At 70.1% G+C, this 24492-nt stretch carries 25 protein-coding genes and 1 pseudogene; 15 read left to right on the plus strand and 11 right to left on the minus strand.

Annotation, left to right across the window (positions count from 1 at the left end):
* Nucleotides 1-55: 55 nt before the first annotated feature.
* A complete protein-coding gene (locus QUE79_RS11180; RefSeq protein ID WP_286343195.1) occupies nt 56-1120 on the minus strand; it encodes an FUSC family protein in 1065 nt (354 codons plus the stop codon).
* 71 nt (nt 1121-1191) lie between these two features.
* Here QUE79_RS11180 and QUE79_RS11185 point away from each other — a divergent pair, with 71 nt between their 5' ends.
* The 4 genes from QUE79_RS11185 to QUE79_RS11200 all read left to right on the plus strand — a co-directional run bounded on the left by QUE79_RS11185 (nt 1192) and on the right by QUE79_RS11200 (nt 6525).
* Complete coding sequence (locus QUE79_RS11185; protein WP_286343196.1) at nt 1192-2487, plus strand: aminoglycoside phosphotransferase family protein; 1296 nt, start codon at nt 1192-1194, stop codon at nt 2485-2487.
* Nucleotides 2488-2508: 21 nt separating this feature from the next.
* Complete coding sequence (locus QUE79_RS11190) at nt 2509-3558, plus strand: NAD(P)/FAD-dependent oxidoreductase (protein WP_286343197.1); 1050 nt, start codon at nt 2509-2511, stop codon at nt 3556-3558.
* Complete coding sequence (locus tag QUE79_RS11195; RefSeq protein WP_286343198.1) at nt 3555-3989, plus strand: Rieske 2Fe-2S domain-containing protein; 435 nt, start codon at nt 3555-3557, stop codon at nt 3987-3989. Before QUE79_RS11190 ends, QUE79_RS11195 begins: the two co-directional genes overlap by 4 nt.
* A gap of 361 nt (nt 3990-4350) precedes the next feature.
* Entirely contained in the window at nt 4351-6525 is a 2175-nt protein-coding gene (locus tag QUE79_RS11200) for a DEAD/DEAH box helicase (RefSeq protein WP_434010989.1), read from the plus strand.
* Between the two features lie 42 nt (nt 6526-6567).
* Here the strand turns inward: QUE79_RS11200 and QUE79_RS11205 are convergent, their stop codons facing one another.
* On the minus strand, nt 6568-7515 hold the full coding sequence (locus QUE79_RS11205) for a type IV toxin-antitoxin system AbiEi family antitoxin (RefSeq protein WP_286343200.1): 948 nt from the start codon (nt 7513-7515) through the stop codon (nt 6568-6570).
* A gap of 135 nt (nt 7516-7650) precedes the next feature.
* Here QUE79_RS11205 and QUE79_RS11210 point away from each other — a divergent pair, with 135 nt between their 5' ends.
* From QUE79_RS11210 to QUE79_RS11225, 4 genes are read left to right on the plus strand one after another with little or no spacing between them, the layout of a single operon-like run.
* Entirely contained in the window at nt 7651-8043 is a 393-nt protein-coding gene (locus tag QUE79_RS11210; protein WP_286343201.1) for a VOC family protein, read from the plus strand.
* Nucleotides 8044-8077: 34 nt separating this feature from the next.
* Nucleotides 8078-8350: a hypothetical protein gene (locus QUE79_RS11215; RefSeq protein ID WP_286343202.1), complete on the plus strand. Its 273-nt coding sequence runs from the start codon at nt 8078-8080 to the stop codon at nt 8348-8350.
* Nucleotides 8347-8601 (plus strand): hypothetical protein, encoded by a 255-nt coding sequence (locus QUE79_RS11220; protein ID WP_286343203.1) that lies wholly within the window; start codon nt 8347-8349, stop codon nt 8599-8601. Before QUE79_RS11215 ends, QUE79_RS11220 begins: the two co-directional genes overlap by 4 nt.
* 31 nt (nt 8602-8632) lie before the next feature.
* The gene (locus tag QUE79_RS11225) at nt 8633-9040 is read left to right on the plus strand and encodes a hypothetical protein (RefSeq protein ID WP_286343204.1); all 408 of its coding nucleotides are present in this window, start codon (nt 8633-8635) and stop codon (nt 9038-9040) included.
* Nucleotides 9041-9044: 4 nt separating this feature from the next.
* Here the strand turns inward: QUE79_RS11225 and QUE79_RS11230 are convergent, their stop codons facing one another.
* On the minus strand, nt 9045-9317 hold the full coding sequence (locus tag QUE79_RS11230; protein ID WP_286343205.1) for a mycoredoxin: 273 nt from the start codon (nt 9315-9317) through the stop codon (nt 9045-9047).
* 84 nt (nt 9318-9401) lie between these two features.
* Here QUE79_RS11230 and QUE79_RS11235 point away from each other — a divergent pair, with 84 nt between their 5' ends.
* Nucleotides 9402-11159 carry a pyruvate dehydrogenase gene (locus QUE79_RS11235; RefSeq protein ID WP_286343206.1) on the plus strand — a complete coding sequence of 586 codons (1758 nt, stop codon included), beginning with the start codon at nt 9402-9404 and terminating at the stop codon, nt 11157-11159.
* Between the two features lie 224 nt (nt 11160-11383).
* Here QUE79_RS11235 and QUE79_RS11240 read toward each other — a convergent pair whose 3' ends face one another.
* Complete coding sequence (locus QUE79_RS11240) at nt 11384-12736, minus strand: maltokinase N-terminal cap-like domain-containing protein (RefSeq protein WP_286343207.1); 1353 nt, start codon at nt 12734-12736, stop codon at nt 11384-11386.
* 102 nt (nt 12737-12838) lie between these two features.
* On the opposite strand from QUE79_RS11240, the gene QUE79_RS11245 reads away from it, so the two are divergent.
* Entirely contained in the window at nt 12839-14371 is a 1533-nt protein-coding gene (locus QUE79_RS11245; protein WP_286343208.1) for a CYTH and CHAD domain-containing protein, read from the plus strand.
* Nucleotide 14372: 1 nt separating this feature from the next.
* On the opposite strand, the gene QUE79_RS11250 is transcribed toward QUE79_RS11245, so the two are convergent.
* From QUE79_RS11250 to QUE79_RS11270, 5 genes and pseudogenes are all read right to left on the minus strand, one after another.
* Nucleotides 14373-14915, minus strand: a complete 543-nt coding sequence (locus QUE79_RS11250) for a DUF1697 domain-containing protein (protein WP_286343209.1) — start codon at nt 14913-14915, stop codon at nt 14373-14375.
* Between the two features lie 10 nt (nt 14916-14925).
* Nucleotides 14926-17090: pseudogene (locus tag QUE79_RS11255) on the minus strand (S9 family peptidase).
* A gap of 43 nt (nt 17091-17133) precedes the next feature.
* Nucleotides 17134-17385 carry a hypothetical protein gene (locus QUE79_RS11260; protein WP_286343210.1) on the minus strand — a complete coding sequence of 84 codons (252 nt, stop codon included), beginning with the start codon at nt 17383-17385 and terminating at the stop codon, nt 17134-17136.
* A 23-nt stretch (nt 17386-17408) separates the two neighbouring features.
* Nucleotides 17409-17942 carry a hypothetical protein gene (locus tag QUE79_RS11265; RefSeq protein ID WP_286343211.1) on the minus strand — a complete coding sequence of 178 codons (534 nt, stop codon included), beginning with the start codon at nt 17940-17942 and terminating at the stop codon, nt 17409-17411.
* A gap of 116 nt (nt 17943-18058) precedes the next feature.
* Nucleotides 18059-18289, minus strand: a complete 231-nt coding sequence (locus QUE79_RS11270; RefSeq protein WP_434010990.1) for a hypothetical protein — start codon at nt 18287-18289, stop codon at nt 18059-18061.
* 81 nt (nt 18290-18370) lie between these two features.
* On the opposite strand from QUE79_RS11270, the gene QUE79_RS11275 reads away from it, so the two are divergent.
* The 3 genes from QUE79_RS11275 to QUE79_RS11285 all read left to right on the plus strand — a co-directional run bounded on the left by QUE79_RS11275 (nt 18371) and on the right by QUE79_RS11285 (nt 19290).
* Nucleotides 18371-18658 carry an NUDIX domain-containing protein gene (locus QUE79_RS11275; protein WP_286343212.1) on the plus strand — a complete coding sequence of 96 codons (288 nt, stop codon included), beginning with the start codon at nt 18371-18373 and terminating at the stop codon, nt 18656-18658.
* Entirely contained in the window at nt 18655-18858 is a 204-nt protein-coding gene (locus tag QUE79_RS11280) for an NUDIX hydrolase (RefSeq protein WP_286343213.1), read from the plus strand. Before QUE79_RS11275 ends, QUE79_RS11280 begins: the two co-directional genes overlap by 4 nt.
* 126 nt (nt 18859-18984) lie before the next feature.
* Nucleotides 18985-19290 (plus strand): hypothetical protein, encoded by a 306-nt coding sequence (locus QUE79_RS11285; RefSeq protein ID WP_286343214.1) that lies wholly within the window; start codon nt 18985-18987, stop codon nt 19288-19290.
* A gap of 87 nt (nt 19291-19377) precedes the next feature.
* Here QUE79_RS11285 and QUE79_RS11290 read toward each other — a convergent pair whose 3' ends face one another.
* Both QUE79_RS11290 and QUE79_RS11295 read right to left on the minus strand, forming a co-directional pair.
* Nucleotides 19378-20925 carry an ABC transporter permease gene (locus QUE79_RS11290; protein WP_286343215.1) on the minus strand — a complete coding sequence of 516 codons (1548 nt, stop codon included), beginning with the start codon at nt 20923-20925 and terminating at the stop codon, nt 19378-19380.
* A gap of 73 nt (nt 20926-20998) precedes the next feature.
* Nucleotides 20999-22798: a cation:proton antiporter gene (locus QUE79_RS11295; protein WP_286343216.1), complete on the minus strand. Its 1800-nt coding sequence runs from the start codon at nt 22796-22798 to the stop codon at nt 20999-21001.
* 98 nt (nt 22799-22896) lie between these two features.
* Here QUE79_RS11295 and QUE79_RS11300 point away from each other — a divergent pair, with 98 nt between their 5' ends.
* The gene (locus QUE79_RS11300) at nt 22897-23289 is read left to right on the plus strand and encodes a carboxylesterase family protein (protein ID WP_286343217.1); all 393 of its coding nucleotides are present in this window, start codon (nt 22897-22899) and stop codon (nt 23287-23289) included.
* Nucleotides 23286-24419: a carboxylesterase family protein gene (locus tag QUE79_RS11305; protein WP_286343218.1), complete on the plus strand. Its 1134-nt coding sequence runs from the start codon at nt 23286-23288 to the stop codon at nt 24417-24419. The genes QUE79_RS11300 and QUE79_RS11305 overlap by 4 nt, the downstream gene beginning before the upstream one ends.
* Nucleotides 24420-24492 lie beyond the last annotated feature (73 nt).

Here is a 24492-nt window from a genome sequence, read left to right on the forward strand (position 1 = left end):
CTTTATCAACTGTTGTGTTGATTAAGATACGCGCAGGATCACGCTGCCGCAAGCCCTACGATTCCTGCAGCTCCTCGCGCACCCGCCGCAGGTCCTCCAGCATCGAGCCGATCAGGATCCAGTGCTCCGGGTCGGGCCTCACGACCAGGAGAGGTGCGGTCAGCGCCGGAAGCTCGTCGGTGGTGAGCGGGACGGCTTCACCCGCGGCGGCCTCCTCCTCGCGTTCGTGCACGAGGAGGCGAACGTCGTGCGCGGCCCGGCGCAACTCGTCGGCGATGCCGGCGACGACCGGGTCGTCGATCAGACGTTCCTCGTAGTTGTCGCGGAGCGTCCTGGTCATGGCGACGACCCGGTGCACGAGATTCGACAGGGTCCGAAGGAGCTCGCGGTCGGCCTCGAGGATCCGGCGCTGCCGCTTCGCGCGCGGGTTGAGCGTCAGACTCTCCTCACCGGTCTTGACGGCGGTCGCCGCCTTGGCCCTGAGCTCGCGGAGCTCGCGCGCTCGGAACAGGGCGGCATCGAGCTCGGCGACAGGCGTCGGGGCCTCGAGCGCGGAGGCCAGGGAGTCGAGAGCCGTACCGACATCGCGGGCGAGGCGCCCGACAGCCAGGTGAGCCGGGCCGAGCAGGACGGGCGGCGCGAGGAGGACGTTGACCGCCAGCGCGACGACGGCCCCGATCACGGTTTCGATGATCCGGTCGAAGGCGTAGTGCGGGGTGACGATTCCGACGGAGAGCACGAGCATCGCCGAGATCGGCACCTGGGTCGTCGACGTCGGCGTCAGCTTGAACGCCCAGGCGAGTAGGAGCGCCAGGACCACGGCGAGCAGCACGATCCAGGTGTGGTCGTGGCCGAGGACCGCTCCGACGACGTAGGCGAGCGCGACGCCCATCACGACGCCCGCGCTGCGCTCGAGGCCGCGGCCGAACGACTGGTTGATGCTCGGCTGGACCACCAGCAATGCTGCGATCGCCGCGAAGATCGGCAGCCCCTGGCCGAGCAGGAGGAAGGCGACGATCCACGCGAGAACGACGGCGAGCGAGGTCTTGACGACCTGCAGCAGCGGGAGGCGCGAAGGCTGCCGCAGGCGCGAGAAGACGCGAACTCCGGACGGCGGCACGACCCCAAGGGTACGGCGCGCCGAAGAGTGAAGAAACGTCGAACTCCGGCGAGACCTAGTTGACTGTGGCTGTGTGGCCTAACTCCGGTGAGATCCTCCCCGCGGCCTTCGCCGACAGCGGGGCGCGAGTGGTGTCGTTCCGGCCTCACTCGGTGGAGCCCTCCGGCGGCGGCTACCTCTTCGGCTACGAGGTCGACACGGTCGGCGCCGACGGAATCGCCTCGACGGTCCTCACGTTCATCGACACCGACCCGGCCTCGGTGGAGGCCTCCCGCGCGAGCGGAGGCACGGTGGTCACCGACCCCGCGACCTCCCGGCCCGTCCGCGTGTGGGCCTACCCCTCCGATCCTGCGCTCCCCGCTCTGGCCACCGTGACCTACCCGGAGCGCGTGGCCGAGGTCCTGGGCGCGCTGGGCATCGAGGCATCGGAGGCGGAGCTCACCGTCGCCGCCTATCGCCCCGGCAAGCGGGCCGTCGTCAAGATGCGCAGCGGGCGGACGACGCTGTTCCTCAAGGTGGTGCGCCCCTCGCGGGCCGAGCCGATCGCCGCGCAGCACGCCGCGTTCCAGGCGGCCGGGCTGCCGGTGCCGCGGGTGCTCGCGGCGCAACCCGACGGACTCCTCGTGCTCGAAGCCGTCCGCGGAGTCGCCGCCGGCACGCGCGTCGTCGAGCTCGCCGAGGGGCACGCCTTCGTCGACAACCTCGTGGCCCTCTCACAGGCCGTGGCGTCGGTCCACCTGACGCAGCGCGCTCAGGCGGACGCCCTGGACAACGGCGCCTGGCACCGCACCAGCCTCGCGGCGTCCCTGCCCGATCGGGCGCGCGAGATCCACGGCGTGTACGACGAGATCGAGGCCCGCGTCGCACGGTGGTCGCCCGACGAACGCCAGGTGGTCCACGGAGACCTGCACCTCGAGCAGCTCTTCGTCGATCCGGACGAAGCGGGCAGGATCACCGGGCTCCTCGACATCGACACCGCGGGCTGGGGTCATCCGGCGCGCGACGCCGGTGCGCTCGTGGCGCACCTGGTCGTCACCGCGCAGTGGCACCGGGGCAACGGCGACCAGGCGCAGGCGCAAGCCTGCGAGGTGATCGCCGACCACGTCGTCGAGGGCTGGACGCAGCGGAACCCCGCGCTCGCCGACCGCCTTCCGCCGACCATCGCCTCTCAGCTGCTCGCCCACGCCGGCGGCCAGGCCACTCTCGGCACGGAGGTCGGCCGCACGAAGGCGTTGCAGCTGGTCGACGCCGCCGAGGGGACTCTCTGGCCCCGACGGTCGGAGCCCGCCCCTGCCTCCACGCCTCCGACGCACGACGGCGACACAGGCAGCGCGCCTAGCGTGGTGGACAGCACCTCTCCCGCCTGACCCGCCGCCCAGGAGGCACCGATGACGTCGCTGTGGCTCGATACGATCCGCACCATCCCCACCGACGAGTTCGAACCGCTCGCGACCTACGACGACGTGATCGTCGGGGCCGGGCTCACCGGGCTCGTCACGGCGCTCCTGTTCGCTCGCCGGGGCCACACGGTCGCCGTCCTCGAGGCGCGCACCGTCGGCGGCCTGGCGACCGGCAGCTCTTCGGCGATGGTGAGCCTCCTCCAGGGCGCCCAGCTGCAGAAGATCCACGGGCGCACGTACCAGGGGGTCGTCGACGCCTACACCGAGGGCAACACGGAGGCGTTCGACTGGCTGCTCGACTACGCCGACGGCGCCGGGGTCGACGTGGAACGCCGCGACGCCTTCAGCTACGCGACGACGCGCCGAGGTCTGGCCCGGGTCGACGCCGAGTACCTGGTCGGCCGCCGCGCCGGACTCGACCTCGTCAAGACCGTCGACGTCGACGTGCCGTTCGCGACCCTGGGGGCCGTGCGACTTCGCGACCAGGCGCAGCTCGACCCGCTCGAGCTCGTCGCCTCGCTCGCGGCCGACGTGCGAGCCCTCGGCGGCATCATCGTCGAGAACGCGCACGTGACCGGGGTCGACGCCGGCGACCCTGCGACGACTCACACGTCGCTCGGCGATGTCCGCTCCGAGCGGGTGCACCTCACCACGGGGGCTCCGATCCTCGATCGCGGTCTCTACTTCGCCAAGATCAAGCCGCGGCGCTCCTCGGCATGGCGTTCGCCGACGTCGATCCTGCAGATCTTCCCTCCGCCATGTACCGCTCCGTCGACGCGCCCTCGCGGTCGGTCCGGCGCTACCGCGACCAACTCGTCGTCGGTGGCAACACCCACGGCGTGGGGCGCGCAGCCTCCGAGGAGGAGCTGGTGCACGATTTGGACGACTGGACCCGCGCCCACTGGCCCACGGCTCGCAGGCGCCGCGTCTGGAGCGGGCAGGACTACGCGACCCCTCACGGCGTCCCGTTCGTCGGCTACCTGCCGCGGGGCCGTGGCCGGATCTTCCTGGCGACCGGCTACGACTCCTGGGGAATGACGAACGCCGTGTCGGCCGCGCGCATGCTGGTGTCTGACGTCGTCGGCGACAACACCCCGTGGATGTCCGCTCTGCACCACCGGATCACGACGCCGGCGGCCATCGGAGCGGGACTCGGCGAGAACGCGGCGGTCGCCTGGTGGTTCGCGCGCGGCTGGGCGCGGGCCCTGACGAACCCGCTGCTGCCGGGGGAGGAGCCCGTCGACGGAACCGGCGTCGTGGGATCCGACGGCTTCCGGCCGGTGGCCCGCTCCACGGTGAACGGCGAGACCTGCTCCCTGTCGGCCGTGTGCCCGCACCTGGGCGGTGTCGTGTCGTGGAACGATCAGGAGCTCAGCTGGGACTGCCCGCTGCACGGCTCGCGCTTCACCGCGGCAGGCGGCGTGATCGAGGGGCCGGCGAAGCGCGGCCTGACGCCGCGCGCCTCGTGACACGCCCGGGTTGCGGCGCGCCGCCTCGCGTGGTGGCGCGTGCCTTGAGCGGGGCGTAAACTACAGCCAGCATCAAAACGTCTGCAGACTCCAATCGGCTGTCTCCAGAAGAGTTTTGATCCAGCGGTGCTCGAACCCCGCGACCGCCGACACGACCGCGTGCCGGCGACGCGAGTCGAGCAGGGGTTCTTCACAACTCCGTTCTGCCGCACCCGGATCGCCACCGAATGCTGATCCTGCCCGTAGTTCTCCAGCAACACAGCCGTATCCGGTCGTCTCCACCGACCCGATGCAGTCCCTCCCGCCTCGAGCCGCGCGACGATCACGTCGCAGGCCGCGGCGGCACCACTTAGGAGGAGCCTTGGCTCGACCAGGCCAGCGCCAGTCCGGCGGTACTCGAACCGCCTCCCGTTCCACCCACCGTCGCGTGCGCGACCTCGACAACGACGGCATCATCCCCGTCCTCGCCAAAGCCGTCCGCGAAGTCGAGGCCGGCGCCCAGCGAGGGCCGGTCAAGCCCTCGGGTCGAACGAAGTTCCAGGTGGTCGCTCTCCTGATGCGCGAGGAGCGCGCTCGGGTGAAGGCCGACAAGACTCTCGGCGACGCCGACCGCGCCGAGCAGCTCAAGCGCCTCGACGGCGTCGCCACCATCCTGGCGAAGGCTGCGGCGCGCGACACGTCGCTCATCGCGCTGCTCGCCGAGGAGGCCGTCGTCTCCGAGACCGCGCGCGCCCTCAAGCGCGACATGCTGATGGCCGCGGGCACCGAGCTGAGCCCCGACGACCTCATCATCACGACCGAGGCCCCCGCCTCCGCTCCGACGACGGAGCGTCAAGTCGTGCCGCAGTCGGTCGTCTCGCGCCAGCTCGCGAACCCGTTCCTCGCCCCCGACTTCGCACTGGCGGAGCACCGCGAGGTGCACCCGAGGCGTCTCGCCAACTGGGAGCTCTTCGGGCCGCTGTTCAAGTCGTTCGAGTACGGCGCCGGCGGGGCGTCCGCCTGCATGGAGCTGCCCGAGCCCACCGCGCTGCGCGCCCCAGGCGGCGCCGAGATGATGCGGCACCAGGCGCAGGTCGTCGAAGCCGCGGCCGAGGGCCACCGCACCTTCTTGCTCGCCGACGAGCCGGGCCTCGGCAAGACCGCGCAGTCTCTCCTCGCCGCCCAGGCCGCGAACGCGTATCCGCTGCTCGTGGTCGTGCCGAACGTCGTCAAGACGAACTGGGCTCGTGAGGTCGGTCTCTGGACACCGACCCGCACCGCGACGGTCATCCACGGCGACGGCGACACGATCGACGGTTTCGCCGACATCGTGATCGTCAACTACGAGGTCCTCGATCGCCACGTCGGCTGGCTGGGCGACCTCGGCTTCCGAGGCATGGTCGTCGACGAGGCGCACTTCATCAAGAACAAGGAGTCGCAGCGTTCGCGGAACGTCCTTCAGCTCTCGGCTCGCATCCGGGCGCGCACGGCGAACCCGCTGCTGATGGCGCTGACCGGTACCCCGCTCATCAACGACATCGAAGACTTCCGCGCGATCTGGCAGTTCCTCGGCTGGATCGACGAGAAGAAGCCCGGCCCCGAGCTCATGGAGGCCCTCGAAGAGACCGGCCTCACCCCGGCCGAACCCGGGTTCTTCGCGTCGGCACGCGCCTCCGTCATCGACCTCGGGATCGTGCGCCGCCGCAAGGTCGACGTGGCGGCCGACATCCCGGCTCGCCGCATCGCCGACCTGCCCGTCGAGCTCGACGACGAGGTGGGCCGCTCGATCCGCGAGGCCGAGCGCGAGCTCGCCCGCAAGCTCGTCACCCGCTACCAGACCGCTCTCGCCACTCGCACCTCCGGCGTCCGCGTCGAGGGGATCGACCACGACCTGGTGCGCCAGGTCGCCAAATGGGAGCTGGAAGACGGCGACACGGCCAAGACCGGTGAGAACGTCTTCAGCATGGTGCGCCGGATCGGCCAGGCCAAGGCCGGCCTCGCCGCCGACTACACCGCGCAGCTCGCCCGCAACGTCGGCAAGGTCGTCTTCTTCGCCAAGCACATCGACGTCATGGACACCGCGTCCGAGACGTTCGAGAAGCGCGGCATCACGTACGCCTCGATCCGCGGCGACCAGACCCCGACCGTTCGCCAGAAGAACATCGACGCTTTCGTCAACGACCCGTCGGTCTCGATCGTGGTCTGCTCGCTGACCGCCGCCGGGGTGGGCCTCAACCTGCAGGTCGCCTCCAACGTCGTGCTCGCCGAGCTGTCGTGGACCGACGCCGAGCAGACGCAGGCCATCGACCGCGTGCACCGCATCGGCCAGGAAGAGCCCGTCACGGCGTGGCGCGTCATCGCGGCTCAGACCATCGACACCAAGATCGCCGAGCTCATCGACTCGAAGGCCGGGCTCGCCGCTCGGGCCCTCGACGGCTCGGACGCCGAGATCGTCGCGTCGTCCGACGTCCAGCTCGGCGCGCTGGTGGCGCTGCTCACCGACGCCCTTGCCGCGTCGCCGTCGGCGCGCAAGGCCGCTCCTCAGCGTCGCCGCTGACCTCTCCCCGAGAAACAGGCGCTTTTACGCGGAACAGGCGAACTAGTTCGCCCGCTTCACATAAAGGCGCCTGTTCGTCTGCGGTACACCCGCAGCGCGCAGCAGGCGCTCCAGGGCTCCGGGCGTGACGGCGTCTCGCCAGGTCCACCGCATGAAGCCGCGGACCTCCGGCCGCGCCCGGATCCGGTTCTCGCGGTTCTTCTCGTCGATCACGACCTGTTCCGCGCTCCTGTCGCCGCGCAGGGAGCGGTCGCGGTACTTGACCTCCCCGTCGAACTCTCCGACGATGCCGACGCCGGGCCACCAGAAGTCGACGTCGGCCCGCCCTCCGCGGCTCCGGAAGGACCACTGCAGCTCGGGGGATTCGAAGCCGGTCTCCTGCATGACGACTCGGCTCAACGACTCGCCGGGGCTGTCGGCCCGCGGGTCGGCGAAGTCGACGGCGCGCCTCGCCTTGACCCGCCGAGAGTCGGCTGGATCTGCAACCAGGCGCGCGACGAGGTCGTCGCGGGTGAACAGACCGACCCGGAGACCGTGATCGAGCCCGGTGACGGCACTTCGGAAGGTTGCCTGCCGGGCGACGTCGATCGCCGTCCGGGCGGGAGCGGTGACGTCGAGACCGTATCGGCTTCGGACATCGTGCTCGGGGAGCTCTCCACGGTGGTGCCTGACGTAGCGGCCGTTCCACGCGGCCGTCGCCGCCGGGTCGATGACGTCGACCAGCTTCGGCGCCGGACCGAGGCGGGGCAGGCCCCACAGGGCGGCGGCACTGGCGTGCGAGACCACGACCGGTGTGCGCAGGCACGAGACCACTGCGACGATGCGCAGGATCTCGCGGTCGGCGGCACCGAGCGACGACCAGACGTCGGCTCGCACGTAGCGGCCGGGGGCGAGGCGGACGAGCTCGCCTCGGGAGTGGGCGCGGCGCACGGCCGTGTCGTCGAACGCGGAGTGGACGAGCAGCTCGGGGCCGAGGGGAGGAAGGGACACCGTGGCATCCTGCGATCGCGTCGGCGGCCCGCGCATCGCGGAGGGCTCGACCGGGGAGAACTGCGCGCCGCGACGAACTGGGGAGGAGAGGCGAGTGCGGGTGTTGACTGGCGGGACCCGAGAGAAAGTTGTGCCATGCCCGAGTTCAACGGATACGCCCACGTGGCGATCACGGTCAGCGACCATGCGGCGAGCCTGCCGTTCTACGAGAAGGTCTTCGAGTCGGCGCCGGTCGGCGAGTTGGTGACCGACGACTTCAACCGGCAGATCTTCCCGGCGGGCGACGGTCAGGTGTTCGGCGTCACCGAGTACGCGGAGAAGCGGCCGGGAGGCTTCGACTTCCTGCTCCCGGGCCTCGACCACGTGAGCTTCGCGGTCTCCACGGGAACCGACGTGATCCGGCTGCAGAATCGGCTCGCGGACGCCGGGATCGCAGGCGACCTCGTCGAGGTCGACTACGGGACCGTTCTCAACATCAAGGATCCCGACGGCAACGCGATCGAATTCTTCGGCCCGCCCGCCGCCTGACCGATCCGCACCGAAGCCACCCGAAGGGCGATCGATGAAGATCTTCGTGAGGCCGTTCCAGCGTGCTCAGCAGCTGTTGCTGTTCAGCGCCCTCTTCGCCCAGCGCGGGGTGACGATCGCCGACGGCGACGACATCTTTCCCGGGTCCTTGGTGTTCTTCGGACTCGTCCTGGTCGTCCTGCTCCCGCGGAGCTTCGCAAACCTCCCGCGGAGCTTCGCAAACCTCCCGCGGAGCTTCGCAAACCTCGCGCGCGTGCGTCGCTCTGCCGACGCCCATCCTGTTCGTTTCGCGGAGGCCGTGCCGTGAGTTACCGTTCCGAGCTGCGCGACGGGTGGCGCATGTTCCTCCCGTACGCTCGCGAGGTCGTCACCCGACGACGCCTCGTGATTCTGCTGACTCTGGCTCCGGCGGTATCGATCGTCGTGGCGGCCGGGATCGACGTCGTCGTCATCTCGACCGACGCGGACCTCGACCCGGTGCTCACCGCCCTCGCGGGGGACTCCTCGCCGGGTGCCTGTTCTCCTGGATCCTGCTGGCGGTGTGGCGGCCGCGTCTGACCGAGGAGCAGAAGTTCCGGGGACTTCCTCGATGTACGCGGTGCAGCCGGCCGGAGCCGACCGGGAGATCCGCGCCGCCTACCTCGAAGGGCGAGAACCCCGCCTGACCGTGCCGCAGCGGCTGGCCGCGGCCGACGCCGCGCGGCGAGCCCGGCGGCTGTGGCCGCACTGGGTGTTGGGAAGCATCGGCGGAGCGACGATCGTCGTGCCCTACGCCCTGTTCGCTGTGGCCGCGTGGCCGACGATCGCGGTCTTCGGGGGTGCTTTCTCGCTGATCGTTGTCTGGTGGAGTGTTCCGGCGGGCCTCGTCGGTCTTGCGCGCACGACGGCGCCCATCGAGACCGCTCCCGAGGTGCCGGCCGACCTCCGCGAGGACGGCCGGAAGCGACCCCAAGCGAGGAAGTCGCTCGGCACCGACCACCCCGACGACTACACGTGAACGGCTACAGGCGCGCCTTGACCTCGGCGAGCGAGGGGTTGGTAGCCGACGAGCCGTCGGGGAAGATCACCGTGGGCACGGTCTGATTGCCGTCGTTGACGCTCTCGACGATCTCGGCGGTGCCGGGGACCTCTTCGATGTTGACCTCGGTGAAGGCGATGCCGTCTTTGGTGAGCTGCTGCTTGAGGCGGGCGCAGTAGCCGCACCAGCCGGTCGAGAACATGGTGATCGTTCCTTCGGCGGGAACGTACGCGGCAGCCGTGGAAGTCGTAGTCATGTCACCAGAATACGTCGGGCCCCCGAGAGAAAACAGGGGAGTTGACTGGTCGTGGACACGATCCGCCGACCGAGAGGCCCACCCGTGGCAGAGACCATCGCCGACCAGCTCATCTCCCAACTCCAGCAGGCGGGGGTGAAACGCATCTACGGGATCGTGGGCGACAGCCTCAACCCCGTGGTCGATGCCGTCCGCCGGACCGGCGGCTCCGCCAAGGGCGGGATCGACTGGGTGCACGTGAGGCACGAGGAGGCCGCGGCCTTCATGGCCTCCGCCGACGCCCAGCTGACCGGCGAGTTGGCGGTGTGCGCGGGATCCTGCGGGCCGGGCAATCTCCATCTCATCAACGGTCTCTACGATGCCCACCGCTCCGGTGGGCCCGTGCTGGCGATCGCCAGCCACATCCCGGCCAAGCAGATCGGCATGTCGTACTTTCAAGAGACCCACCCCGACCGGCTGTTCACCGAGTGCTCCGGCTACTCCGAGTTGATCTCGACGGCCGAGCAGGCGCCGCGCGTCGTCGCGAGCGCGATCCGCCACACGTTGGCCGGCGACGGCGTCAGCGTCATCACGCTCCCGGGCGACATCGCCGAGTTCGAGGCGGCCGGACACGTGCCCGCCTACGTCGCCACGCGGCCCGCGAGTCTCGAACCCGACCCCGGGGCGGTGCAGGATCTCGCGAAAGCCCTCAACGACGCGAAGACCGTCGCGCTGTTCGTCGGAGCCGGGGCACACGGCTCGCACGATCTCGTCGTCGAGCTCGCCGACGTGCTCAAGGCGCCGGTGGGGCACTCGATGCGCGGCAAGGACATCGTCCAGTACGACAATCCCTTCGACGTCGGCATGACCGGCCTGCTCGGCTACGGCGCCGCGCATGCCGGCATCCACGACGCCGACGTCATGCTCATGCTCGGCACCGACTTCCCGTACGAGCAGTTCCTGCCCGACGGCAAGAAAGTCGTCATCGCCCAGGTCGACGCGAACGCCGCCAACATCGGGCGACGGGCCGACGTGCACGTTCCGGTGCACGGCGAGGTGGGCCCGACGATCCGGGCGCTGCTGCCGCTGCTCTCGCCGAAGAAGAGCCGCCGCTTTCTGGACGGGCTGCTCAAGAAGCACGAGAAACTGATGAACGGCGTGGTCGGGTCGTACACGAAGGACGCCACGAAGATCGTGCCGATCCACCCCGAGTTCGCGGCGTCGCTTCTCGACCAGGTCGCGTCCGACGACGCCGTGTTCACGGCCGACACCGGCATGTCGAACGTCTGGAGCGCCCGCTACATCACCCCGAACGGCAAGAGACGGATCATCGGCTCCTACCTCCACGGGTCGATGGCCAACGCTCTGCCGCAGGCGATGGGCGCCGCCTACGCCTACCCCGGACGCCAGATCGTGTCGATGTCGGGCGACGGAGGCCTGTCGATGCTGCTCGGCGAGCTCGTCACCGTGGCCGCTTACCAGATCCCGGTCAAGATCGTCGTTTTCAACAACTCGACGCTCGGACTGGTGAAGGTGGAGATGCTGGTCGCCGGGCTTCCCGACTTCGGGGTCGACGTGCCGAAGACCGACTACGCAGCGGTGGCCGCGGCCCTCGGGATCCACGCCGTCCACGTCTCCGACCCTGCGAAGCTCGAGGAGTCCCTGCGCGAGGCGTTCGCCCACGACGGGCCGGCGTTGATCGACATCGAGACCGACCCGCGGGCGCTGTCCCTGCCGCCGACCATCACCGGTGCACAGGTCAAGGGGTTCGCGCTCGCGATGTCGAAGGTGGTCATGAACGGCGGGGCAGGGGAGGCCGTCGCCATGGCGCGGTCGAACCTGCGGAACGTGCCGCGCCCGTAGGGCTGCGCCCCTCCTGCGCCCTGCCCGCGTTCTGCCCGCCTCTGCCCGCCTCTTTCGCCCCGCCTGCGCTCCGCCTGCGCTCCGCCTACGCTCCGCTCTGCCTCCGCCGAAATCGAAGGGGATTCTCCGCCGCGCGACGACTTCATGCCGATCGGCGGGTGGTCGCGCGAAAATCCCCTTCGATTTCGGGAGGGTAGGCGGCAGGAGGGGAAGAGACGGCAGGATCACGCCACGCGGGGCGCACTCCGAGCCACGAGCCGCCCGATCGCCCCGAGCGGGATGCCGATCCAGTCCGGGCGGTTGCGCGACTCGTAGATCGCCTCGTACACGGCCTTGTCGATCTCGAACGCGTCGAGCAACGCGCGGTGCGCCCGCACGTCGACCCCCGAGACGTCGATGTAGCCGTCCACGAAGGCGTGCCGCGCCGCGGTGGCCCAGGCGGACGCGTCGACGCGCGGGTGCTCCTGCGCCAGCGACCCGGCGACGTAGTCGAACGAGCGCAGCATGCCGGCGACGTCGCGCAGCGGGACGTCGGGTCGGGAGCGCTCGGGCATCGGCCGCAGCGGCTCGCCCTCGAAGTCGAGCAGCACCCAGCCGCGCACCGGCGACTGGAGGGCCTGCCCCAGGTGCAGGTCGCCGTGGATCCGCTGCAGGTTCGGCCACGGCAGGTCCGCGACGACGTCGTACACGGCGCGGATCGCGGACTCGTAGTCGGCGACCTCCGGGACCTCGCGCGCCGCCGTCGTGATCCTGCGCCTCATGCTGACGAGAGCCGCGTCGACCTCGCTCGGCCCCGCGGCGACGCTGCCGAGCTCGGAGGCGAGGGTCGCGTGCACCTCGGCGGTCGCCCGGCCGAGGTCGCGCGCCTCGGAGGTGAAGTCGTGGCCGCCGCGCGCCTGCTGGAGCGCGACGCGCCAGGCGTCTTCGCTGCCGGCCAGGAACTCCTGGGCGAACGCCAGGTGCCCGTGCGCGGTCCCCTCGGGGCGGCCGGGGTCGTGCCAGGTCGCGGTCAGGAAGCCGAGCGAGCTCGGAACCCGGGCGGAGTGTCCGTGCGTCAGCGCCGCCTGCGACGTGACGTCGGGGTTGTCTCCGTGGTGCAGCACGCGGAACACCTTCGCGATCACCTTGGGAGAGTCGCCGTCGACGTCGTACACGATCGACGTGTTCGACTGCTCTCCCTCGAGCACCTTCGAGCGCAGCACCCGGCCCGGGTCGCTGACGAGGTGCCCGTCGGCCACGATGTCGGACCCCTCGACGTGGCGCTCGGCCGTCAGGGTGTTCAGCAGGCCGCGGGCGTACGCAGGATCGTGGGGCCCGTCGTAGAGGTACAGCCCGTCGCTCGACCCGATGAAGGCTCCGTCGCCCCCGGGCAGCGGAGACGTGCGTGCGACGACCGGTACCTGGTAGAGAACGGGTTTGTCCGGTGCCTCGTCGATCACGAGGAGTGTCATGACGAGACCTTCGTCGATCGCGGTCTCCATGCTGCCGATGACTCGGATGGCGGGTGTTCTGCCCTTCGTCGCGTACCAGCGCTGACGCGCCATCCAACCGGCCAACGAGGGGGCGACAGTGCTCATAGACGCACCCTACGCTTCGAGTCCACGGGGAGACGCGCCTCGACCCTGATCATTCTCCTTCCGTTTGCACGGTGGTCCCTGTGCTCCCGGTAGAACAGACGTATGAGCCCTGCCGAGAAGTCGAGCCGCACCGAACAGATCGAGATCGAGCGGAAGTACGACGTCGACGGGCTCGCGCAGGTGCCCGATCTCGCCGGGGTCGGCACCGTGGCCTCCTGCTCGCTGGCGGAGCCCGTCGCGTTGCGCGCCGTGTACTTCGACACCGCCGAGCAGGTGCTCCTCGCGAATCGCATCACGGTGAGGCGCCGCGAGGGTGGGCACGACGAGGGTTGGCACGTGAAGCTGCCGGGTGGCTCCGGCGCTCGCCGCGAGGTGCACGCGCCCCTCGGCGCCGACCCCGGCGAGCCGCTCCCCGCCGCCCTTCGCCGGGTGGTCGAGGTCGTGCTGCGCGGTCGGCCCCTCCACCCGGTGCTGGTGCTCGCGACGAAGCGCACCGTGACGCGGCTGCTCGACGTCGACGGCGACGAGCTGGCCGAGCTCGCCGATGACGAGGTGACGGCGACGGCACCCGCGGCCGAGTCGTCGCACTCCTGGCGCGAGTGGGAGGTGGAGCTGGCGCCGGGCGTCGCCCGATCCGACGGCGAAGCGCTCCTCGACGAGGTCGGCGATCGGCTGGAGCGCGCCGGGGCGTCCGCGTCCGCGTCGAAGTCGAAGCTGGCACGCGGGCTCGGCGAGCCGCTCCCGGGCGCGTTGACCCTTGTGCCCGCCGAGGTCGAGCCCGGGTCCGCGGCGGAGTTCGTCCTCGGCGGCGTGGGGCGCCTGGTCGACGATCTCAAAGCTCTCGACGCCGGGGTGCGCGACGGCGAAGCCGAGGCCGTGCACCGGTTCCGGACAACGATCCGGCGGCTCCGGAGCATCCTGCGGGTCTATCGCGGCGTCGTCGACTCGGAGTCGTCCGCCCTCCTCGGCGACGCGCTCGCCCGGGTCGGGCGTGCCGCCGGGTCGACCCGTGATCTCCAGGTGGCCGGCGACGAGCTCGACCTCGATCTGAACGCCGCGCCCGAGGGCTTCGTGGCCCACGAGACCGTCGGTCGACTCCGGGCGGGACTTCGCGAAGCCTCTCGCGAGGCCGGGCGCGACCTCGAGCGCGATCTCGACGACGCGAGCTACTTCGAGTTGCTCGACCGCCTCGACGTCCTGCTCGCCACCGAGCCGACCGGGCCGGCCGCCTCCGACGGGGCGACGAAATTCGCGGCAGCGCGTTTGGCGAAGGAGGCGAAGCGGGCTCGCCGGCGCGCCGAAGTCGCCACGGTCGCCTATCGCGAAACCGGCGACTGCGACCCGGCCGTGGTGCACTCCGCCCGCAAGGCCGCCAGGCGCCTGCGATACGCGATCGAGGCGCAGCGCGCGGCCGGCCTCAAGGGGGCGCTGTCGCCCAAGGCCTCACACGCGCTGCAGGACGCCCTCGGAGCAGCTCTCGACGCCGGCGCGGCTGCCGAGCGCTTCGTGGCGGCCGCCCACACGGCCCGCTGGGCCGGCGAGGACACCTTCGGCTACGGCGTGCTGGCCACTCTCGCGTCGGCCCGCCGCGACGCGGCACTGGCACGCCTGCCCAAGCTCGCCGAGAAGCTCTAGCTCAGTCGGCGCGACGCTCCAGCAGCGCGACGATCTTCTGCACGGTGGCGTCGTTCCGGGCGGTGACGGGCGTTCCGAGCGTCTTCCAGAAAGACGCGGGAACGGGGCTCGCCAGCACACCGTTCGGGAGCCACTGGTAGACGGCGCGCGGGACGACCTCGAGCTCTTCCTCGCCGAGCAGGTCGGCGTCGGGAACGGCGACGAGCGCAGGATCGAGGTCTTCCCCGGCGAACGCCACCCCGATGCGCTTCGGTTCGCGACCCTCGCCCCGCAGCGGGTTGGCGTCGGCCACCGAGCGGAACGTGGCCGCGTCGAGCAGCACGACCTCGCTGTCGACGCCCGTGGCTCCGTGCACCGCTCGGCGGATCGTCGCCGCGTCGGGCTGGGCGTCCGCCCCCGCGGCGAAGACCACGTTGCCGCTGTTCAGCAGTGTCGCGACGTCGGTGAACCCGAGTCTGTCGAACACCGCTCGGAGGTCGGCCATCGCGATGCGTTTCGCCGGCCCGACGTTGATCCCGCGCAGCAACGCGACCCAGTCGCCCACGGCGCGACCGTCAGCTCTCGACCGGTGCCGGCGCGGCAGTCGTCTCGGCGTTCTCGGCGTCGGAGAGCCGGAGCACCTCGAGGATCCAGGCGATCTCGAAAGCCCGTTCGCGCCACGACTCGTAACGGCCCGAGACGCCGCCGTGGCCGGCCTGCATCTCGATCTTCAGTCGGACGGGAGCGCCGGCGTCGCGAAGGCGCGCGACCCACTTCGCCGGCTCGACGTAGAGCACCCGCGTGTCGTTGAGGCTGGTCACCGCCAGGATCTTCGGGTATGCCGACGCATCGTCGGCGACGTTCTCGTAGGGGGTGTAGGTCGCCATGTAGTCGTAGACCTCGGGATCGTGAAGAGGGTCGCCCCATTCGTCCCACTCGATGACGGTCAGCGGCAGGTCGGGATCGAGGATGCTGGTGAGCGCATCCACGAACGGCACGGCCGCCAGGATCCCGGCGAACCGGTCGGGCGCGAGATTGGTGATCGCGCCCATCAGCAGCCCGCCCGCGCTGCCGCCCTCCGCGACCAACCGCTGCGGCGTCGTCCGCCCGGACGCGATGAGGTGATCGGCCACCGCGACGAAGTCGGTGAAGGTGTTGCGCTTGGAGAGCGTCTTGCCGTTCTCGTACCAGTCGCGGCCCATTTCGCCACCGCCGCGCACGTGGGCCACGGCGAACACGACGCCGCGGTCGAGCAGCGACAGGCGCGCGACGCTGAAACCCGGGTCGATGCTGTGCTCGTAGGAGCCGTAGCCGTAGAGGTGGACGGGCGCAGGAGACCCCGGAGTCGCGAGCGACTTCTTCCAGACCAGCGACACGGGCACGCGCGTGCCGTCTGGGGCTGTGGCCCACTCGCGGCTCTGGTCGTAGTCGGCGGGGAGTAGTCGCCGAGCACCGTCTGCTGCTTGAGCACGCGGCGCTCGCGGCTCGCGACGTCGAGATCGAGCACCGTCGACGGGGTGACGAACGACGTGAAGCCGAAGCGCGCGGTGGCCTGCGTGAACTCGGGGTTCGACGACCAGCCCGCGGTGAACAGGGCTTCGTCGAAGCCGAGGATCTCGAGGTCGCCGAAGCCGGAACCGTCGCCCGGCAGCGCGATGAGGCCGATCTGCGAGAGGCCGTCGGCCCGGAAGTCGACCAGCAGGTGGCCGGCGAACGCCTCGACCGATTCGAGTCGGCGGTCGTCTCGGTGGGCGATGACGACGCGACGGTCGTCGCTGGCCTCGGGGCGGTCGGCCGGGACGTCGACGAGCTCGAACCCGGTCGCGCCCTCGTTGTGCAGGATCAGCAGGCGGTCGCTGCCATCGACGATCGCGTGGTCGATCTCGTATTCGACGCCGTCGCGGCGCGGCCAGACGACGCGGAACTCGCCGGTCGGGTCGGACGAGTCGAGCAGCCACGTCTCGCTGGTGATCTTCGAGCCGACCTCGATCAGAAGGTACTGCCGGCTGCGGGTGAGCCCCACTCCGATCCAGTAGCGGTCGTCGTCTTCGTGGAAGATGCTGACGTCGTCTGTCGACGTGCCGACCTCGTGGCGCCAGATGGTGTCGGGACGCCAGGACTCGTCGACGGTCGGGTAGAAGAGGAACCGACCGGACGCATCGAACGTCGCGCCGGGGGCGGTCTCGGTGATGACGTCTCCCAGGTCGGAGCCCGTCGACAGGTCGCGGACGCGGAGGGTGTAGCGCTCGGCGCCCTCGAGGTCGACCGCGTAGGCGAGGAGCCGGCCGTCGGCCGAGACGTCGAAGCTGCCGAGCGAGAAGAAGTCGTGGCCCGCGGACTCGACGTTGCCGTCGAAGATGACCTGTTCGCCGGGAGCCTCGACTCCGGCCTCGATGGTGGGCGGGGTCCAGTCGTCGGCGCTCGTGATCGGCAACCGGCACTGGATGCCGTACTGCTTGCCCTCGGCCGTGCGCGAGTAGTACCAGTAACCGCCCTCGCGGGTCGGGACCCCGAGATCGGTCTCTTGGACACGACCCTTGATCTCTTCGAAGACCGTCTCGCGGAGGCCTTCGAGGTGCCGCGCCGTCAACTCGGTGTACGCGTTCTCCGCCTCGAGGTGGGCGATGACCTCGGGGTTCTCCTTCTCGCGGAGCCACTCGTAATCGTCGATGAACTCGCGGCCGTGGTGCGACCTGATCGAGGGTTTCTTCGCAGCGCGGGGTGCTTCCGGTAGTGCCATGCGCCAAGCCTAGTGACGCCGACCGACAGGCGGGCTGGACGGATCAGCGGTGACGCGACGGGGGTCCGCCGAAGGTGGGGTGCCTCGGGTACTCGTCGGAGGCGAGGTGCGTATCGTCGCCCTCGGCGTCGCGTTCGTCGTCGTCGCTCTCTCCGGTGCCGGCCTTCTCCACGCCGCTGACGGAGTGCACACCGGGCAGCGTGATGAGCCCGTCGACGTCCTTCCCCGAGAACGGCCCGGTGCCGTCTGCCCGGGCGGGGGCTGGGCCGGGGGCTGCTTCGTCACGCTCGGTCATGCCGCAACGATACCGGCGAAGCGCTAGAGCCGCGGCTCGCCGATCTCGGTCGGCACCGCGAGGCCCGGGACGGTCGGGGCGAGCTCGGCGTTGCCGGGCTCGAGGTCGTCGACGCCGGTCGACCGGGCGGCCACGCGAGCGACCGCGGCGCTGAGCCGGGCCTGCAACTGCATGAGGAAGAGCTGGTACCGGGCAGGATCCGCCTCGCTCGCGTCGAGGAACGCGTTGCAGGCCAGGGTCATCGCGTCGAGGTCGGGCTGGGCGCCGGATCGCGGTACGAGGGCTCGTCTGGCCCGACGGATCTCGCCGCGCAGCGTCGAAGCGGAGTGTCTCGCCTTCTCGTACCCGGGGTCGAGGACGTCGGCTCGCGGCGACAGGCGAGGTTCGACGCGCCGCAGGATGCGACGGAAGTGGATCTCGTGAACGAGCTCGTTGAGAGCGGCGGCCTCGCGTCGGCGGTCGCCGATCCGCCCGGCGAGGAGGTTGCTGGCGAACGCCGCGCCCGAACCGAGGAAGGCGCCGACGGCGACGGTGACGAGCGTGCTCCAGAGGGTCATGCCGACAGGCTAGAGCCGCCCGCCGACATCCTCCAGACGCGCCATCAACGACCACACGGCGCGCGACAGCTCAGGATGCCAGAGGGCGATCTCGCGCAGGAAGGCCAGCTCGTCCGTCAGCGATAGGCCGGTCGACAGCCCGGCGCCGGCATGACCGAAGAAGTCGGCCCGGAGGAGATGACGACCTGCTCGTCGACGCTGGGGAGCTCGGGAATGACCTCCCACGGGTCCTCGCCGCCGCGACAGCGCAGCTCGATCAGGGTGCGGAGCTCGTCGTGGGCCTCGGCGCGCAGCACCTCGAGGCTGCGCCCGGCACCGCGGAACGACGGCCGGCGGGTCTCAGCCACGGAAGAGGGGTCCGTTCGTCATTCCGAGAAGGGTACGCCTGGCATCCTGGACTCGTCGTTCATCGACACGAAGGAGCACACGTGCACGAGAACCTCCGCCGCGTCTGCGTGGCCTACCTCTGCCGCGACCACGAGGGGCGCCGGCAGGTGCTGCTGGGTCGCAAGAAGCGCGGCCTCGGAACCGGGCGCTTCGTCGGCCTCGGGGGCAAGTTCGAGGACGGCGAGAGCGAGAGGGAGGCCGTCCTGCGCGAGATCGAGGAGGAGTCCGGCCTCGTGGTCGCGGAGGGGGACCTGGACCGCCGCGGCGATCTCTACTATCTCTTCCCCTTCGACCGGACTGGAGCCAGCGCTCGACGGTGTTCGTCGTGACTCGCTGGTCGGGCGAGCCGTCCCCCAGTGACGAACTCGACCCGGTCTGGTTCGACCTCGAGAGCCTGCCGCTCGACGAGATGTGGGACGACGCGCGCCGATGGCTGCCCGGCGTGCTCGATGGGGGACAGGTCTCGCACGAGTTCGTTTTCGGCAGTGATCTGGCCACCGTCGAGGACGACCGCCCGATACCCTCCTGACCTGCATTTACCCGCGCTTGTACCCCGAACGGGTGGCACCACGAAAGGGGACGCGTCCAACCGATCTGATCGGTAGTTTTGTGGCATGTCACCCGACGGGTGACAAAGATCACTGCCGTAGGGAGCATGATGACCGTCTTCGAGAGCCGCCTGTCGGACAATGTCCGCATGATGGGGGATACGCGACGTACCCCGGGTATCTCGACCAATCAGGTCGGTTGGGTGGCCGCATTCGTCTGGCCCGCCGTGCTGACGGCGGTCGTCGCCGGCGCCCTCCTGGGGCCCTCCGGTCGCGTCCTGCTCTGGGTCGGCGTGGCCGGTGTCGTCGCCATGCTCATCCGTCAGGGAGGCAAGGTCGTCGCACGCCGCGTCCGCCAGGCCAACCTCATCATCGACAACGCACCCGGTTATCGCGAGAGCGTCGACGCCTGAGCCCAGGTCGCCGACCCGTCCGCACCGACGAACGCACCGCCCGGTTTCCCTGCCGGAGGCGGTGCGTTCGTCTTTGGGCGTGTCGGCTCAGCCGTTGAGCGGGTGCTCGACGTCGCGCGATCCGTCGGAGGTGGCCCTCATCACGGGCCGGACGAAGAAGTCGATGATGCCGAACAGCACGGCACCCATGAACGTGTAGATGGCGTACTGATCGAAGTGACGAGCGGTGTCGCCGCCCCGCTCGGCCAGCGCGATGGACAGCACGTAGAGCACGACGGCGCCGACGATGAACACGACGACGAGCACGAGGAAGAGGCGGTGAAGAGCGAGGCGGGTCACGACCTCAGGATACGCCGCCGCCCGAGGCCCCTCGTCGTGCTCCGGTGACACCACCCTGGTCGGCCGGGTGCGAGGGGCGGTCGCCTCGAGGCCGTTCAAGGAACCGAGGAACATGTCGCTCGTCGAGGGATCTTCGAAGTCGTCGTCGCGCTCCTCCTCGGGGATGGTCGAGATCGTTCCGGTCTCCGTCTGGGAGAGACGGTGCCGCGCGAGGACGGCGTCCCGTTCGGAGATCAGGAAATCGCGGTTGGCGGCCTGGGCGTCCTGGAACATGGTGGTGCGCCCGGTCGTGATGGCGCGGATCCGACGCCTCTCCCAGACCTGCTTGCCGACCAGCATGAGGATGATCCCGGCTACGGCGTAGCCGGCCATCATCGTGACGCCGCGACCGAACCCGGGGCCCACGCCGTAGAGCTCACGCTTGAGCATCTCGGTGATCCCGCTGCCGACGACGACGTTGTTGAGCCAGGCGAACGGTTCGCGCATGAACCAGGCCGGGTAGGCCGCACCCGACGACGGCATCGACAGGAAGATGAAGACGACCATGGCGGGCAGCGCGATGAACCGCCCGGCGAAGTAGCTGAATCCGTTCACAGCGAGGCCGATGGCCACGATCCAGCCCCAGGCGATCAGGAAGAGCATTCCGAAGTGGCCGTGGACGGCGCCGATCACGGGGCCGGCGAGGACGTTCGTGACGAACGCGATGACGACCCCGCCGCCCAGGATCACGAGGACTCTCGTCCGGTGACGCAGCGGAGCCCCCATCAGTCCGATGAACATGGCCACCATGTAGCCGCCGATGCACCACGAGAGCATCAGGTACAGCGATACCGTGCCGTATTCGTCCCAGGCCGGCAGCGGGGCGAGGTCGGTCACCGTCGCGGTGACGCCTGCGGCGGCGAGGATCGGTGTGAGCATGGCCGGGATGAGGGCAGCGACCTGGTACTGGTGCGCGGTCGCCTTGAAGATCTCGTGCGACGACCCGTCGTAGGCGATCGCCATGTGTCCGTGCAGCACGGCCGACTTCGCAGCGGACAGCGAGGAGTAGTTCTCCAGGTGGAGCACGCCGGGAAGGGCCTTGTCGATGGCCTGCCGGACGGAGTCCGGGACGCCCACCAGCGCGACGGGGACCTCGTGGGGGTGCGGCGCGTGGAAGGCCGCGACGTAGCAGAGGCAGAACATCACGATGAAGAACAGCGGCAGCCACAGCTGCAGGCCGATCAGCTGGAGCGACGGGTGCAGCCGTCCGTACCAGAGCCGGAACGCCGACTTGCGTTGGCTGCCGCTCGCCCTCACGATCCGAACGCCTCGACTGGCCACTCCGCCTCTTTCTCTCGACCTGCAGAATACCCGGGGCTCGCGGACCTCGTCAGGAGCGCGTGCGCGAGACCGCCGAGGTGTCCATCGCCAGCTCCTCGGCGTCGAGCCCGAGGAGGACGCGTCGCATGACCTCCTCGTCGAGGTTTCCGGCGTCGCGCTCGCGGAGGACGACGTCGCGCCGCTTCTGCAGCAGTTCGCGCCGGATGCTCGCAAGCGCGCGGGCGTTGTTGCGGGAGGGCTTCGCGAGTTGCGGGTCCGGCGTGATGTCGGGGATCGCGACGTGCGGGGTGCTCCGCATGTCGGAACCGCGCTCGGCGGGGGCCGGTTCGACCTCTTCGGCCTGGGACTCCTCGACCTGGTCGGCGTCTTCGCGCAGACCCTGCCGGAAGGCCTGGTCCTGCCGCTGGAGGCGCTCCTTGAGGATCGTGATGCCGCGGTCGATCGACTCCTCGCCCCACTCGGCGGCCCACGCGTCGCGCCGCTTGTCGAGGTACTCGACGGCCTCCTGCGTGCTGTCCGAGACGAGTTGCAGTTCGGCCTGCACGTCTCGTTCGGCCTGCGTGAGGTCTTGCACGCCGAGGCGGCGGATCACCCAGGGCAGGGTCAAGCCCTGCAGGAGGAGGGTGCCGACGGTCACGACGAACGCGATGAGGAACATCGTGTCGCGGGCGGGGACCTCTCGACCGCTGGTCGTCAGCAGCGGGATCGACACGGCGGCGGCGAGGGTCACCACGCCGCGCATGCCCGTCCAGGACAGGACGACGAGCTGCTGCCAGCTCAGCTTGGGATCTCGCCTGCCCCACATCAACCGGGCAACCCGCGCTCTTCGGAACTTTCGGAAGCGCGAGTAGACGAGCCGTCGCATCCCGCGCGACCAGTAGTAGGTGACGAAGATGAATGCCGGTCTCACCAGGATCACGACTCCGAGCACGATGAACGCGACCCCCACGCTCTGCCCCAGGCCGCGACTCGACTCGGCCACGTCGCGCACGACGGTCGAGAGCTGCAGGCCGATGAGCGCGAACACGAACCCCTCGAGCGTGACGTCGGCGGCAGCCCAGATCGGGCGCTCTTGCAGTCGCGACGCATACCCCTGCTTGGGCGAGTTGTAACCGACGTAGAGCCCGGCCGCGACCACCGCGAGAACCCCGGACCCCTCGAGCTGCTCGGCCGTGATGTAGGCGAGGAACGGCAGGATCAGCCCGATCACGATCTCGACGACCGGGTCTTTGACGCGCATCCGGAGGAAGTGCGCCAGGACTCCGAGGACGAGGCCGACGGCGACGCCCACCCCGATCGCGAGGCCGAAGATCCCGAGATCCTGCCCGATCGAGAGCGATGCTCCGCCGACGATCGCCAGGAACACCTTCACCAGGGTCAGCGAGGCGGCATCGTTGATGAGGCTCTCGCCGGAGATGACCGCCATCATCTTGCGGGGGAGCCCGAGCTTGCGACCGATCGAGGCCGCGGACACCGCGTCGGGCGGAGCGACCACGGCTCCGACGAGGACGGCGGCGGGCAGCGTCATGTCGGGGATCAGCGTGTAGGCGACGAATCCTACGATCAGAGCGGTCACGATCACGAGCCCGATGCCGAGGCGGCGGATCTGCACGAGGCTCTCGCGGAAGTTCTGGAACGAGACGTCGAGCGACGCCGAGTAGAGCAGCGGCGGCAGGATCACCGTCAGGATCACTTCGGAGTCGATCTGGATCTCTGGCAGGCCCGGGATGAACGACACCAGAAGGGCGACAGCCACGACGAGCAGCGGCGCGGGCAGGCCGCGCCAGCGGGCGAACGCCGTGACGGCGAGTGATCCCGCGAGCAGAAGGAGGAGTTCGAGAAGTTCCATGGCGGATCCGTCCGTCGTGTTCTGGCCTCCCATTCTGTCAGGTGCAGTTCAGGAAGTTCCTGGGGACGGTGTTCACATGCGCCTCGTAGCATGCGGGCGTGACGAGGCGGACGACGACCAGCGGCGAGGTCCGCGGCAGAACGGAACGCGGAATCCTGGCGTGGAGGGGCATCCCGTACGCGAGCCCGCCGGTCGGCGCCCTGCGCCTGCGGGCACCCCTGTCACCTCGACCGTGGCGCGGCGTCAGGGACGCCGGCCGCTTCGGGCCGGCGGCTCCGCAGGACCGGGGCCAGTTCGTCGGGATCGACGCGACGACACCGCAGAGCGAGGACTGTCTCACGATCAACGTGCTGGCGCCTCTCGGCTCGACGCCCGGGCAGGGGCTCCCGGTGCTGGTCTACATCCACGGCGGCGCCTACGCCGTCGGCTCGTCACGAGAATTCCCGACGCAGGGGAGTCCCTCGTCCGCGAGGGCGGCGTCGTCTACGTGAGCTTCAACTACCGCCTCGGCGGCCTCGGCTACGTCGACTTCACGGCCTGGTCGACGCCGTCCCGCCCCGTCGAGTCGAACCTCGGGCTGCGCGACCAGGTGCTCGCCCTCGAGTGGATCCGCGACAACATCGCCGAGTTCGGCGGGGACCCTCGGCTGGTCACGCTCTGCGGGGAGTCGTCCGGGGCCAACGCGGTCACCACCCTGATGACCGTGCCGAGAGCGGAGGGGCTGTTCGCGCGGGCGATCGCGCAGTCGTCGCCGACCAACGCCGTCTACCCCAAGGAGGTCGCCGAGCGCTGGGCGGGTGACTTCCTCGAGATCCTGAGCCGTGTCGTGCGGGACGACGACCTCGAGTCGACGTCGCACGAGGATGCCGTCGGGCTTCTCGCGGGAGCATCGACCCGCGCGATGGTCCGGGCCACCGCTCGACTGTTCCTGCGGACACCGGACGACCAGCCCGGGTCGATCTTCCTGTCGCCGGTGATCGACGGCGACTTCCTGCCGGAACGGCCGCTCGACGCCTTCAAGGCGGGACGCGCGCACCGGGTGCCGCTCATCATCGGCACCAACGACCGAGAGGGCTCCGTCTTCACGGGTCGGCGCGACATCCTGGCGACGACCCCGCTGCGGATCCGAGCCATCTTCGCCAACACGAAGAAGAAGGCCCGAAAGGCGATCACAGCTCAGTACCCGGGACTTCCGTCGAAGCGGCCGGCCCTCGACTTCGGTGGCGACTTCTCGTTCTGGTTCCCGACCGTCAAGGTGGCCGAGCGGCACGCTCGCTTCGCGAAGGTCTACTTCTACCGTTTCGACGCCGCGCCCCGGATCCTGCGGCTGGCCGGCGTCGGCGCGTTCCACGGGCTCGACCTGTGGGCGCTGTTCGACCGGATGGACTCCCCGTTCGGCTACACGATGAGCCTCCTCGGCGGCCGGCGGCGTTTCCTCAGGGCGGCCGGCAGGATGCGACGGCGCTGGCTCGGGTTCGTCCGGACAGGTGCGGTCGCCGACTGGCCGTCGTACGACCCGTATCGTCGCCGCACTCTGATCATCGACGGGGTCGATCGCGTCGAGTTCGATCCGCGAGGCGAAAGACGCCGCGTCTGGCAGGACTTCGTGCCGCACTTATAGTCTTTTCGCGCACGATTCGCGCCTTGTCGGCCGGTTTGTACCCCGTTGGACATCTCCAGGTTGACCCGGGTTC

It is taken from the genome of Frondihabitans sucicola (assembly GCF_030296615.1).
GTDB classification, from domain to species: Bacteria; Actinomycetota; Actinomycetes; order Actinomycetales; family Microbacteriaceae; genus Frondihabitans; species Frondihabitans sucicola.